At 60.5% G+C, this 13,488-nt stretch carries 12 protein-coding genes; 9 read left to right on the top strand and 3 right to left on the bottom strand.

What is annotated here, in order from left to right; all coding sequences use genetic code 11:
* Positions 1 to 117 precede the first annotated feature (117 nt).
* Entirely contained in the window at positions 118 to 753 is a 636-nt protein-coding gene (yihA, locus tag LCH65_RS15255) for a ribosome biogenesis GTP-binding protein YihA/YsxC (RefSeq protein WP_003341625.1), read from the top strand.
* Positions 754 to 994: 241 nt separating this feature from the next.
* On the opposite strand, the gene polA is transcribed toward yihA, so the two are convergent.
* A complete protein-coding gene (gene polA, locus LCH65_RS15250) occupies positions 995 to 3,760 on the bottom strand; it encodes a DNA polymerase I (protein WP_103736016.1) in 2,766 nt (921 codons plus the stop codon).
* A gap of 74 nt (positions 3,761 to 3,834) precedes the next feature.
* Here polA and LCH65_RS15245 point away from each other — a divergent pair, with 74 nt between their 5' ends.
* Entirely contained in the window at positions 3,835 to 4,122 is a 288-nt protein-coding gene (locus tag LCH65_RS15245; protein ID WP_003367388.1) for a DUF2782 domain-containing protein, read from the top strand.
* 36 nt (positions 4,123 to 4,158) lie between these two features.
* Positions 4,159 to 5,109, top strand: coding sequence for a homoserine kinase (locus LCH65_RS15240; RefSeq protein WP_226439588.1), 951 nt, complete (start codon positions 4,159 to 4,161; stop codon positions 5,107 to 5,109).
* Between the two features lie 249 nt (positions 5,110 to 5,358).
* Here LCH65_RS15240 and znuA read toward each other — a convergent pair whose 3' ends face one another.
* Entirely contained in the window at positions 5,359 to 6,300 is a 942-nt protein-coding gene (gene znuA / locus LCH65_RS15235; protein WP_226439587.1) for a zinc ABC transporter substrate-binding protein ZnuA, read from the bottom strand.
* A gap of 67 nt (positions 6,301 to 6,367) precedes the next feature.
* Between znuA and LCH65_RS15230 the strand changes: the two genes are divergently transcribed.
* From LCH65_RS15230 to LCH65_RS15215, 4 genes are read left to right on the top strand one after another with little or no spacing between them, the layout of a single operon-like run.
* Positions 6,368 to 6,850, top strand: coding sequence for a Fur family transcriptional regulator (locus LCH65_RS15230; protein ID WP_003425978.1), 483 nt, complete (start codon positions 6,368 to 6,370; stop codon positions 6,848 to 6,850).
* On the top strand, positions 6,850 to 7,638 hold the full coding sequence (gene znuC / locus LCH65_RS15225) for a zinc ABC transporter ATP-binding protein ZnuC (protein ID WP_003367380.1): 789 nt from the start codon (positions 6,850 to 6,852) through the stop codon (positions 7,636 to 7,638). Before LCH65_RS15230 ends, znuC begins: the two co-directional genes overlap by 1 nt.
* Complete coding sequence (gene znuB, locus LCH65_RS15220) at positions 7,631 to 8,419, top strand: zinc ABC transporter permease subunit ZnuB (protein ID WP_003432227.1); 789 nt, start codon at positions 7,631 to 7,633, stop codon at positions 8,417 to 8,419. The genes znuC and znuB overlap by 8 nt, the downstream gene beginning before the upstream one ends.
* A 38-nt stretch (positions 8,420 to 8,457) precedes the next feature.
* Positions 8,458 to 9,174: a PA5502 family lipoprotein gene (locus LCH65_RS15215; RefSeq protein WP_054081227.1), complete on the top strand. Its 717-nt coding sequence runs from the start codon at positions 8,458 to 8,460 to the stop codon at positions 9,172 to 9,174.
* A gap of 151 nt (positions 9,175 to 9,325) precedes the next feature.
* Here LCH65_RS15215 and katE read toward each other — a convergent pair whose 3' ends face one another.
* Positions 9,326 to 11,476, bottom strand: a complete 2,151-nt coding sequence (katE, locus tag LCH65_RS15210; protein WP_003367375.1) for a catalase HPII — start codon at positions 11,474 to 11,476, stop codon at positions 9,326 to 9,328.
* 307 nt (positions 11,477 to 11,783) lie between these two features.
* Between katE and LCH65_RS15205 the strand changes: the two genes are divergently transcribed.
* Both LCH65_RS15205 and LCH65_RS15200 read left to right on the top strand, forming a co-directional pair.
* Entirely contained in the window at positions 11,784 to 12,791 is a 1,008-nt protein-coding gene (locus LCH65_RS15205) for a methionine ABC transporter ATP-binding protein (protein ID WP_003317372.1), read from the top strand.
* Complete coding sequence (locus LCH65_RS15200) at positions 12,791 to 13,465, top strand: methionine ABC transporter permease (protein WP_003317371.1); 675 nt, start codon at positions 12,791 to 12,793, stop codon at positions 13,463 to 13,465. The genes LCH65_RS15205 and LCH65_RS15200 overlap by 1 nt, the downstream gene beginning before the upstream one ends.
* The last annotated feature ends 23 nt before the right edge of the window (positions 13,466 to 13,488 follow it).

The raw sequence follows: 13,488 nt of genomic DNA, 5'->3' as shown, positions 1-13,488 counted from the left end.
CGCGATACGGTGTGAGTGTGGGCCGGGGGACAGGTGTGTCATTATATGCGCACGCATCCAAACGAAACCGACACCTCTTGCCGCACCCCTTGCAGGCAGGTCTTCACCGGAAATCACATGCAACTCAAAAACCCCATTCTCGGTCTGTGCCAACAGGCCACGTTCATGCTCAGCGCCGCCAAGGTCGACCAATGCCCCGACGACGAAGGTTTTGAGGTCGCATTTGCCGGTCGCTCCAACGCGGGCAAATCGAGTGCGCTGAACACCCTGACCCACGCCAGCCTGGCGCGCACATCCAAGACCCCGGGGCGTACCCAGTTGCTGAATTTTTTCGGCCTGGACGAAGATCGCCGTCTGGTCGACCTGCCCGGTTACGGCTACGCCAAAGTGCCCATCCCGCTCAAACTGCACTGGCAGCGTCACCTGGAAGCCTACCTGGGCAGCCGCGAAAGCCTGAAGGGTCTGATCCTGATGATGGATATCCGTCATCCAATGACCGACTTCGACGTGCTGATGCTGGACTGGGCCATCGCCAGCAACATGCCGATGCACATTCTGTTGACCAAGGCCGACAAGCTGACCTACGGCGCGGCCAAGAACACGCTGCTCAAGGTTCAGGCCGAGATTCGCAAAGGCTGGGGCGATGCAGTGAGCATCCAGTTGTTCTCGGCCCCCAAGCGCATGGGACTGGAAGAGGCTTACACCGTGCTGGCCGACTGGATGGAACTGGAAGACAAGGCGCCTGCGGAGTAAATCGCAGGCAAAAAAGACCCCGGACTTCGCATGGGGAGGGGGAAGTTCCGGGGCTTAAGGTCCAGACCTTAGGGTGGGATCTGGATAACTGCCAACACTTAACACAACTAGGAGCACGATCGATTTTTCAACCAATCGACACGTCTGACTCCTGTCCAAACGGTTAAGTTCCAGCAGTGAAGAAAAGTTCACATTTCCTACAATATTTGACGAACCTGCGCACAGGTTCGCCTCTTCAGGCTCAGTGAGCCTCGTCCCAATTGTTGCCAACCCCTACTTCCACCAGCAACGGCACGGCCAGTTCCGCTGCGCCGCTCATGTGTGGACGGATCTGTTCACTGATCTGATCGACCAGGTCCTCGCGCACTTCAAGCACCAGTTCGTCGTGAACCTGCAGGATGACCCGAGCATCCAGACCGGACTCGTCCAGCCAGCCATTCACCGCCACCATGGCTTTCTTGATGATGTCCGCAGCGGTGCCCTGCATCGGCGCGTTGATCGCCATGCGTTCCGCGCCTTTGCGCAGGGACTGGTTTTTGGCGTTGATGTCCGGCAGGTACAGGCGGCGGCCGAAGATGGTTTCGACAAAACCTTGCTCGGCAGCCTGGGCGCGGGTGCGCTCCATGTAGTTCAGCACGCCAGGGTAGCGGGCGAAGTAGCGGTCGACATACGCCTGTGACTGCTTGCGATCGACGCCAATCTGCTTGGCCAGGCCGAACGCGCTCATGCCATAGATCAGGCCGAAGTTGATCGCCTTGGCGCTGCGACGCATGTCAGTGGTGACGTTTTCCAACTCGACGCCAAACACCTCCGCAGCCGTCGCGCGGTGAACGTCCAGGTCATTGCGGAATGCGTGCAGCAAGCCTTCGTCCTGGGCCAGATGCGCCATGATCCGCAGTTCGATCTGCGAATAGTCGGCGGCCAGCAGCTTGTAGCCCTTCGGAGCCACGAACGCCTGACGGATGCGCCGGCCTTCTGCAGTACGAATCGGGATGTTCTGCAGGTTCGGATCGCTGGAGGACAAACGTCCGGTGACCGCCACCGCCTGATGATAGGAGGTGTGAATACGCCCGGTACGCGGGTTGATCTGCTCCGGCAGGCGGTCGGTGTAGGTGCTCTTGAGCTTGCTCATCGAGCGGTATTGCATCAGCACCTTGGGCAGCGGGAAATCCTGCTCCGCGAGTTCGGCAAGCACGGCCTCGGCAGTCGATGCCTGACCGGTGGCGGTCTTGCTGAGAACCGGCATACCAAGTTTTTCGTAGAGAATCACGCCCAGTTGCTTGGGCGAGCCGAGGTTGAACTCTTCGCCGGCAATGGCGAAGGCCTCGCGTTCCAGCGCGGTCATCTTGTCGCCCAGTTCGACGCTCTGGATGCCCAGCAGGTTGGCATCGACCAGCGCGCCCTGGCGCTCGATACGTGCCAGCACAGGCACCAGCGGCATCTCGATATCGTTCAATACCGGCTGCAGGGTCGGAATCGCGGCCAGCCGTGCGTCGAAGACTTCATGCAGGCGTAGGGTCAGGTCCGCTTCTTCGGCGGCGTAATTGCCCGCCTGCTCCAGGGCAATCTGGTCAAAGCTCAGTTGTTTGGCGCCTTTGCCGGCAATCTCCTGGAAATTGATCGGCGTGTGCGTCAGGTACTTGGCCACCAGGCTGTCGCGGTCGTGGCGGGTGGCGGTGGAGTCCAGTACATAGGATTCCAGAATGGTGTCGAAGCGCACGCCCTGCAGGTCGATGCCTTGAGCCTGATCGCCGTCGATCGCGCAATTGGCAAGCAGGTTGATGGCGAACTTGGCGTGCTGGCCGACCTTGATTTTGTCCGGGTCTTCCAGCAGCGGCTTGAGCGCCTTGAGCACGGTGTCGCGGTCCAGCTGCTGCGGCACGCCCATGTATGAATGGGTCAGCGGAATGTAAGCGGCTTCGTGGGTCTGAATGGCGAAGGACAGGCCGACCAGTTGCGCACGCTGGGCATCGGTGCCGTTGCTCTGGGTGACGAAGGCAAACAGTGGCGAGGCCTGCAGCTTCTTCAGCCAGGCATCGAACTGGCTCTGTTCAAGAATGACTTCATAAGCCGCTTCTCTGGCCTCAACGGTCGGCTCTTCGACGGTCAGCTCCTGGCCGGCACGTTTGGCGTCGCGTTGCAGGTCTTCGATCCAGCTCTTGAATTCCAGCTCGGCGTACAGCTCCATCAACGTGTCGCGGTCGGGCTCGCCGCAATGCAATTGATCCAGTTCGATGTCCAGCGGGACGTCGATCTTGATGGTCGCCAATTCGTAAGACAGAAAGGCCATCTCACGATGTTCTTCGAGTTTGGCGGCCAGGGTCTTGGCACCACGGATCGGCAGGGAGGCGACCTTGTCGAGGTTCTCGTAAAGCTCCTTGATGCCACCGCCAATGCCGACCAGCAAACCGACCGCGGTCTTCTCGCCAACGCCGGGCACGCCGGGAATGTTGTCAACCTTGTCGCCCATCAGGGCCAGGTAATCGATGATGTGTTCCGGACCGACGCCGAATTTCTCTTTCACGCCCGCCACATCCAGCACGCTGCCGGTCATGGTGTTGACCAGAGTGATATGGCCGTCGACCAGTTGCGCCATGTCCTTGTCGCCGGTGGAAATCACCACTGGACGATCGGCCGCCGCGCTGCTGCGTGCCAGCGTGCCGATCACGTCATCGGCTTCGACGCCTTCGACGCACAGAAACGGGTAGCCCATGCCTTTGACGCAGGCATGCAGCAGGTCGACCTGCACACGCAGATCGTCCGGCATGCTCGGTCGGTTGGCTTTGTAGTCGTTGTACAGCGCATCCCGGAACGTCCCGCCCTTGGCGTCGAACACCACCGCGAGCGGGCTTTCCGGGTATTGACGCCGCAGGCTTTTGAGCATGTTGAGCACGCCCTTGACGGCACCGGTCGGCAATCCTTTGGAGGTAGCCAGTGGTGGCAGTGCGTGGAAGGCGCGGTAGAGGTAAGAGGAACCGTCTACCAGGACGAGTGGCGCTTGGGTCATGAGCAGAATCAACCTTTTCGGCGGGGTCGGCGCTAGAATGCGCGAACCATTGACGACAAAGGGACAAGGTTATCATGTGCAAGGTAAATCGACTGATATTGACCGGACTGTTGGCCTTTTGCCCTTTGTTCGCTATTGCAGCAGAAGATCCACCTTCAGCGGCGCCGGACGTTACTATTCGCACCGACGGTGACAGAACCATTCAGGAATATCGCCAGAACGGCTTTCTGTATGCGGTTAAAATCACCCCGAAACACGGCAAACCCTATTTTCTGGTGCGCGCCGATGGTACAAGCCCCAATTTCATTCGTTCGGACCAACCGGACATGCTGATCCCGCAGTGGGAAATATTCAGCTGGTAGCACCCTACATTCACTTCAATCGTTGGCAGTCCTGATATGTCCGTTTTTACCCCCCTGGCTCGGCCCGAGCTGGAAACATTTCTCGCCCCTTACGGGCTCGGCCGTCTGCTTGACTATCAGGGCATCGCTGCCGGTAGTGAAAACACCAATTACTTCATCAGCCTGGAGCAGGGCGAGTTCGTGCTGACGCTGGTCGAGCGCGGCCCGGTTCAGGAGATGCCGTTCTTCATCGAACTGCTCGACGTGCTGCATGAAGCCGATCTGCCGGTGCCTTATGCGCTGCGCACCACCGATGGTCAGGCGCTGCGCGAACTGGCAAACAAACCGGCGCTTTTGCAGCCGCGTCTGCCGGGCAAGCACATCAGCGAGCCGAACACCCAGCATTGCGTGCAGATTGGCGAGTTGCTGGCCAACCTGCATCTGGCGACCCGTGGGCAGATCGTCGAGCGCAAGACTGATCGCGGCCTGGACTGGATGTTGAGCGAGGGGCGCAATTTTCTGTCGCACCTGGGCGAGACCCAGCGAGCGCTGCTTGAAAACAGCCTTCAGGAGATCGAGGCGTTCAAACCACAGATCATGGCGCTGCCGCGTGCCAACCTGCATGCCGACCTGTTTCGTGACAACGTACTGTTCGAAGGGACGCACCTGACCGGGTTGATCGATTTCTACAATGCCTGTTCGGGGCCGATGCTGTATGACCTGGCGATTGCTCTCAACGATTGGTGTTCCCGCGAAAACGGTCAGCTCGATGCTGTCCGCGCCCGTGCCTTGCTGGGTGCCTATGCGGGCTTGCGACCGTTCACGGCGGCGGAATCGAAGCTCTGGGCGACCATGTTGCGTATCGCTTGCGTGCGTTTCTGGCTGTCACGTTTGATCGCCGCCGAAACCTTCGCCGGTCAGGACGTGCTGATTCATGATCCGGCGGAGTTCGAGCGCCGCCTGGCCGAGCGCCAGGAAGCGCACATTGCGTTGCCGTTTGCGCTCTGAGACCAGACCTGTCTCCGCGCGTCTGAACCAGTCGGACGGTTGACTCTCGTTCCCATGCTCCGCGTGGGAATGCAGTGCGTGACGCTCTGCGTCGCAAGAGGACGCGAAGCGTCCAGACCGGCATGCCCACGCGGAGCATGGGCACGATAGTGTTATCCCTGACGACTATCGTTCCTCACGCTACAGCGTGGGAATGCAGTTCGTGACGCTCTGCGTCACACAGCAGTGCTGCGATGTGGGCGGTGGCAGTCAGAGACTGCTCAGGCAACCTGCCAAATCATCCGCCAGCTTTTGCAGGACTTGCTCGTAACCCTGCGCGGTGGCCGGGGTGTAGCCGCCCAGTCCATCCAGTTCGGCCAGTTTGACCGGCAGGCCGGCGCTCAGGGTTTCGGCCAGGCGCGGGCGCAGGGGTGGTTCGCTGAATACGCAGGTCTTGCCGGCAGCTTTCAGGCGTTCGCGCATGGCGGCGACGTGCTGGGCGCCGGGCTGGATCTCGGCGGCGATGGCGAATACCCCGGCATGCTTGAGCCCATAAGCCTCTTCGAAATAATCGAAGGCCTCGTGGAACACGAAGTAGGGCTTGCCTGCCACTGCGCTGACACGCTGCTTGATACGGCCGTCCAGCGTATCGAGGCGTTTGCTGAAGGCCTCGGCGTTGCTGGCGTAGCGTGCTGCATTGGCAGGGTCGGCAGCGCTCAGGTCAGTGGCCATTTTTGCGGCGATCCCCCGCGCGTTGACGGTCGACAGCCACAGGTGCGAATCGAGACTGCCGGGCCGGTGGTCGTGGTCATGTTCGTCTGCGTCGTTGTCGTGATCATGCTCGTGGTCATCATGCGAGGCATTGTCTTCGCCAAAGTGACGCAAGTGCATGCCCGGCAGCGTCTGCACGGCAACTGCATGCAGTTTGCGGCCCTGAAGGACGCGCGGCAGGAAGGTTTCCATGTCCGGGCCGATCCAGTAGAGCAACTCGACTTCCTGTACACGCCGTACGTCGGATGGGCGCAGCGCGTAGTTATGCGGTGAGGCACCCGGTGGCAGAAGCACTTCCGGTGTCCCGACGCCATCCTGCACAGCCGCTGCAATCAGTTGCAGAGGCTTGATGCTGGTCAGCACTCGGACCTCGGCCTGAGCAGGGGCGATGATCAGCAGGCTGACCCAGAAAACAGCAGCAAGATTTAAAAGACGGCGCACTCGAATCACTCATATCAGCCAGGAACGGGTAACATAATAACGTCTCTAGCCAATATCGTCGCTGCTCATGCCCAATACTCCCCTGGCCAGTCGCCCCCATGACCACTCTCACTGCGTGCATTCGGCCCTCGCCGAAGCCGATGCGCTGTGCGCCAAACAGGGTCTGCGCCTGACCACCTTGCGCCGTCGCGTGCTGGAACTGGTCTGGCAAAGCCACAAGCCGCTGGGTGCCTACGACATCCTTGCAGTGCTGAGTGATGAAGACGGTCGCCGTGCGGCCCCGCCAACCGTTTACCGTGCGCTGGATTTCCTCCTGGAAAACGGGCTGGTGCACCGTATTGCCTCGCTCAATGCCTTCACAGGCTGCAACCATCCCACCCACGCGCATCAGGGCCAGTTCCTGATTTGCCGCCTGTGTCATGCGGCGATCGAGCTGCAGCATCCGGCCATCAGCAATGCCGTGGTCGATGCCGCCGCAGGCGTCGGCTTCGCGGTCGAAGGCCAGACGGTCGAGATCGTCGGCGTGTGCGCTGGCTGCAAGGCCGCTTGATGTCGGATGCATTGATACGTCTGGACAAGGTCGCCGTTACGCTTTCCGGGCAAAACGTGCTGGATGACATCCAGTTGAGCGTCAAACCCGGCGAGATCGTCACTTTGATCGGCCCCAACGGTGCAGGCAAGACCACGCTGGTGCGTGCGGTGCTCGGACTGCTCAAGCCCGACGCCGGTAGCGTCTGGCGCAAGCCGAGGCTGCGTGTCGGCTACATGCCGCAAAAGCTGCATGTGGACCAGACGCTGCCGCTGTCGGTGCTGCGTTTCCTGCGTCTGGTGCCCGGTGTGGATCGCACGGCCGCAGCGTCGGCGCTGGAAGAAGTCGGCGCCGGGAAAGTCATCGACAGCCCGATTCAAGGCATTTCCGGTGGCGAGATGCAGCGTGTTCTGCTGGCGCGCGCGTTGTTGCGCAAGCCTGAGTTGCTGGTCCTCGACGAACCGGTGCAGGGTGTCGACGTGGCCGGACAGGCCGAGCTGTACAGCCTTATTACCCGGCTGCGCGACCGCCACCAGTGCGGCGTGTTGATGGTTTCCCATGATCTGCATCTGGTCATGAGCACCACCGATCAGGTGGTGTGTCTGAACCGTCACGTCTGCTGCTCCGGGCATCCCGAGCAGGTCAGCCATGACCCCGCCTTTGTCGAGCTGTTCGGCAACAATGCGCAGAGCCTGGCGATTTATCACCACCATCACGACCACGCCCATGATCTGCATGGCGCGGTGGTGAATGACGCTGCGTCCCTCCCTCATACTCATGTTCACGGAGACAGCTGCAAGCATGGCTGATTTTCTACTGTATGCCTTGCTCGCAGGCGTTGCGCTGGCCGTGGTTGCTGGCCCGCTGGGATCATTCGTGGTCTGGCGGCGCATGGCTTATTTCGGCGACACACTGTCCCACGCCGCGCTGCTCGGCGTCGCGTTGGGCTTCCTGCTGGATATCAGCCCGACCATCGCGGTGACGTTCGGCTGCCTGCTGCTGGCGGTGTTGCTGGTCACGTTGCAACAGCGCCAACCGCTGGCCTCGGACACGCTGTTGGGGATTCTGGCACCAAGCACCTTGTCGCTGGGGCTGGTGGTGCTCAGTTTCATGCACGAAGTGCGCATCGACCTGATGGCCTACCTGTTCGGCGATCTGCTGGCTATCAGCCCGGCTGATCTGGGCTGGATTCTGGGCGGCAGCACGTTGGTTTTGGTGCTGATCGTCGCGCTGTGGCGCCCGCTGCTGGCAATGACCGTGCACGAAGAACTGGCGCGGGTCGAGGGCCTGCCGGTTGCTACACTGCGCATGACCTTGATGCTGCTGATCGCCGTGGTGATCGCGGTGGCGATGAAAATCGTCGGTGTTCTGCTGATTACCTCGCTGTTGATCATCCCGGCGGCTGCGGCACAGCGTCACGCCCGTTCGCCGGAGCAAATGGCGCTGGGCGCAAGCCTGTTGGGCGTGATAGCCGTGTGTGCCGGGCTATCATTGTCGTGGTTCAAGGACACCCCTGCCGGACCGTCTATAGTGGTTTGCGCTGCAGCGTTGTTCTTGCTCAGCTTTGTTCTACCCAGGCGAGCGGTGTAGACTTGCTCGTTTTTTGCGCAAACTAGAGAATCGCAGGAATGAAGCCGTTCGCCCCACGCTATCTGCTGCTTGTCGCATTTTCCATCCTGCTGGGTGCCTGCCAGAGTGCGCCCACTGTCGAGACGCCTGCCTCCGAGGCCCAGCCTGACGCGTTCGCTCAGCTTGAGCAGAACATCGCCGGTAATGAGCTGGCAACGGCTGAGGACCAATTGGCGGCGTTGCAGGCTGCCAATCCTGCCGACATCCGTCTTGAGCCTTTTCAACGTCGTTTGGCCGAAGCCTATCTGAGCCGCAGCCAGATCAGCCTGCAGAAGGGTGACATGAACGCGGCGGCCTCTGCGCTGAGCCGCGCACGCGCCCTGATGCCCAAGGCACCGGCGCTGACCAGCGGCGTCAACGGCGCCATTGCCCATGCGCGCAAGGCCGAGCTGGAAAAAGCCGAAGAGGATTTGAAGGCGGCCGAAGCCAGAAGGGTTGCCAAGCTCATCGATCCGTCGGCAGAAAGCACGACAATTGAACTCAAGATCGGCGATATGCGTGCATTGCGTCGTCAACTGGACGATATCGCGGCGGATACCGTAGCGTTCAACTGTGAAGTGCTGATGGTGGTGCCGCGCACCGAAGACTATCCGTGGCTGGCCACGTTGCTGACCAAGCGGGTGGTCAAGGCCAATCCGGATTTCGAGCTGCAATTGCGTCGCCAGATCGAGCGCAATGAAAAAGCGCAGATCATCCTGACGCCAGCGAAGCCCTGAGTCGATCCTCCAAAGCGGACGCAGAGCGTCCAGAACTGCATTCCCACGCGGAGCGTGAGGAACGAGAAGTGTTGGGGAGTCTATGTGGGGGCGAGAACGTTCAGAAAGGCGCTCCCACGCCGGAGCGTGGGAGCGATGTAGCAGCGTCAGATCAAGCCGGAACGGCCTTGGCTTTCACTTCACGATCCCACACACGGTGCTGAGCAATCGCGTTGAAGAACGCTTTGAACGATTTGCTATCGGACACTTCCAGCAGCCCGGCATCTTCTTCCAGGCGTAGCAGGCTCAACAGCTCTTTGGCTTCCCCGGCAAAGGAGATGGCCTTGAGGTGCTTGTAGGCTTCCAGGATGAAGTGCAATGCCACGCCGTCGCCTTTCAGGGCTTCGATCGAAGCCTTGCCACCCGGCACGAACACTGCGTCGAACGCTACCGAAGGCAGGCCTTCAGCCGATGCGTCCACTGGCAGGCTCTTGCCGTCAGCTGTCTTGACCGGTGCGGAGGTCGGGCCCAATACCTTGGCGTGTGCGCCTTCGGCAGTCAGTGCAGCCTTCATGGCTTCGACCGCTTTGCCGTCGACGCCGTCAGCCACAAGAATGGCAACCTTGCGCGAAACGATATCGCCAGACAGCAGGTTGACCTGGCTCAGCGCCGGCGACTCTTTTACCGATGTCTGACGCGCAGGTACGGTACCGGCTGTCGGTGCTGGCAAGCCCAGGTTGGCAGCTACACGTTTGGCCAGCTCCAGATCGATGTTGGCCAGAATCTCGTTGACCTGACGGGCACGGATGTACTCGCGCTCGACCTTGCCCAACTCGAAGCTGTAGGCCGCGATGATGTGCTCTTTCTCGTGATGGCTCATGCTCTGGAAGAACAGGGTGGCCTGCGAGAAGTGATCGCCGAACGATTCGCTGCGCTCACGCACCTTGTGCGCTTCAACGCGCTCAGGGTAGGTCTCGAAGCCGCCATCTACCGGGCCGGCAGGGGTTTCTTTCGGCCAGCCGCCATCGATCGAGTTCGGCTCGTAGGAGGCGCGGCCCTTGTCGATAGTGGTGCGATGCTGTGCGTCACGCTGACCGTTGTGGTTCGGCGCAATCGGACGGTTGATCGGGATTTCGTGGAAGTTCGGCCCACCCAGACGGCTGATCTGCGTGTCGGTGTAGGAGAACAGGCGACCTTGCAGCAGCGGGTCGTTGGAGAAATCGATACCCGGCACGATATGGCCGGGGCAGAAGGCAACCTGCTCGGTTTCGGCGAAATAGTTGTCCGGGTTACGGTTCAAGACCATCTTGCCCAGCGGGGTGACCGGCACCAGCTCTTCCGGGATGATCTTGGTCGGATCGAGCAGGTCGAAGTCGAACTTGTGCTCGTCCTCCTCGGCAACGATCTGTACACCCAGTTCCCATTCCGGATAGTCGCCCATCTCGATGGACTCCCACAGGTCGCGGCGGTGGAAATCGGTGTCCTTGCCGGCGAGCTTCTGTGCTTCGTCCCAGACCAGCGAGCACACGCCGAACTTGGGCTTCCAGTGGAACTTCACGAAGCTCGACTTACCTTCGGTGTTGATGAAGCGGAAGGTGTGGATACCAAAGCCCTGCATGGTGCGCAGGCTTTTCGGGATCGCACGGTCGGACATGGTCCACAGCACCATGTGCGCGGATTCCGGCACCAGCGAGACGAAGTCCCAGAAGGTGTCGTGAGCCGAGCCGCCCGTAGGGATTTCGTTATGCGGCTCGGGTTTCACCGCGTGCACGAAGTCAGGAAACTTGATGGCGTCCTGAATGAAGAACACCGGCATGTTGTTGCCCACCAGGTCGAAGTTGCCTTCGTCGGTGTAGAGCTTGACGGCAAAGCCACGCACGTCACGCACGGTGTCGCCCGAGCCGCGTGGGCCCTGAACGGTGGAGAAACGCACGAACACCGGGGTCTTCTTGCCCGGATCGCGCAGGAAGCCTGCTTTACTCAGGGCGCCGTGGTCTTCGTAAGTCTGGAAATAGCCATGTGCTGCAGTACCGCGGGCGTGGACGATACGCTCCGGAATACGCTCATGGTCAAAGTGCGTGATCTTTTCACGCATGATGAAGTCTTCAAGCAGCGATGGGCCGCGGCTGCCGACTTTCAGTGTGTTCTGGTTATCGGAAATCTTGACACCGTGATTGGTGCGCAGGGCCTGCTGGGTCGCGTCCGAGCGGAACTGCTCAAGGCTTTCCAGCTTCTCGTTGGTATTGCCACGGTCCAGGGTGTCGGTACCTGCCAATTCGCTCTTGGGCGTTTGGGTTACAGGTGGTGCGTTCTTGCTAGCCATCAGAGACTCCTTATCTCGCCCCAATCATTGAGTTGGGTTCGCTGAATACGACTTCCCTGGCGTAAGCGGGAAATCACGGTATCCAAGAAGTGACCGGAGCAAAAAACAGCCGTTCCTTTTATTTTCGACCTGCGATCACCAACGGTCGTGTTATGTCCATTGCGCAGGACAGCCTGCAAATAAATGCTAAGCACAGCGGGCAGGACAGGCTAAAATGCGCGCCCGGCTCAATCTGGCCGAGGTAACGAAGCAAGTGGAATTGATCCACTGCGCTGATTTTTTAACGCGCCCCCACAAGGTTCGCTCCGTGATCGAGTTTCATAACGTCCACAAAACCTATCGGGTGGCAGGCAAGGAAATACCGGCCCTGCACCCCACCAGCCTGCGCGTCGACAGTGGCCAGGTGTTCGGCATCATCGGCCACTCCGGCGCGGGCAAAAGTACCTTGCTGCGTCTGATCAACCGCCTGGAAACCCCGAGTGGTGGACAGATCGTGGTCGATGGCGAAGACGTCACTGCGCTCGACGCCAATGGCCTGCGCCGTTTCCGCCAACAGGTCGGGATGATTTTCCAGCACTTCAATCTGCTGGCGTCCAAAACCGTGGCCGACAACGTCGCCATGCCGCTGACCCTGGCAGGCGATATGCCGCGCAAGCAGATCGACCAGCGTGTGGCCGAGTTGCTGGAGCGGGTCGGATTGTCCGATCACGCCAAAAAGTACCCGGCACAACTGTCGGGCGGCCAGAAGCAGCGTGTCGGCATCGCCCGCGCACTGGCTACCAAACCCAAAATCCTGCTTTGCGATGAAGCCACCAGCGCACTGGACCCGCAGACCACTGCGTCGGTCTTGCAACTGCTGGCCGAGATCAATCGTGAGCTGAAGCTGACCATCGTGCTCATCACCCATGAAATGGACGTGATTCGTCGCGTCTGCGATCAGGTGGCCGTGATGGACGCCGGGGTGATTGTCGAGCACGGCAGGGTCGCTGATGTGTTTCTGCATCCACAACACCCGACCACCAGGCGCTTTGTGCAGGAAGACGAGCAGGTCGACGAAAACGAACAGCGCGATGATTTCGCTCACGTTCAGGGCCGTATCGTGCGTCTGACGTTTCAGGGCGAGGCCACCTACGCGCCGTTGCTCGGCACGGTGGCGCGGGAAACCGGCGTCGATTACAGCATCCTCGCCGGTCGTATCGACCGCATCAAGGACACCCCTTACGGGCAGTTGACGCTGGCCATCACCGGCGGCGACATGGACGCCGCCTTCGCGCGCTTCACCGCCGCTGATGTTCATATGGAGGTGCTGCGCTGATGGACGCTTTTCTGAACCTGTTTTCCAATGTCGACTGGTACGAGATCTGGGTGGCCACTGGCGACACGCTGATCATGCTCGGTGTATCGCTCGGTTTCACCATCCTGCTCGGCCTGCCGCTGGGCGTGCTGATGTTTCTCACCTCGCCGCGTCAGTTGCTGGAGCACAAGCAGCTGTATGCGACGGTCGGGGTGATCGTCAACATGCTGCGCGCGCTGCCGTTCATCATCCTGCTGATCGTGATGATGCCGTTGACCGAGATCATTACCGGTACGTCACTGGGCATCCTCGGCACGTTGCCGCCGCTGATCGCCGGTGCCACGCCGTTCTTTGCGCGCCTGGTAGAGACCGCCTTGCGCGAAGTGGATCGCGGCATCATCGAAGCCACGCAGGCCATGGGCGCGACGACCCGGCAGATCATCGTCAAGGCGCTGCTGCCTGAGGCGCGCCCCGGCATTCTGGCGGCGATCACGGTGACCGCCATTGCGCTGGTGTCGTTCACGGCCATGGCCGGTGCGGTGGGCGCTGGCGGGCTGGGCGACCTGGCGATTCGTTATGGTTATCAACGCTTCCAGAACGATGTGATGTTCGTGACGGTCGTATTGTTGCTGGTGCTGGTGCAGATTCTGCAGACCATCGGCGACAGACTGGTCGCGCATTTCACACATCGTTGATCGAATCCGTTGGTATTGGCCCG

The organism is Pseudomonas sp. MWU16-30316 (assembly GCF_020515645.1).
Lineage (GTDB): Bacteria > Pseudomonadota > Gammaproteobacteria > Pseudomonadales > Pseudomonadaceae > Aquipseudomonas > Aquipseudomonas cerasi.
This window is presented reverse-complemented; position numbering and strand designations above follow the sequence as displayed.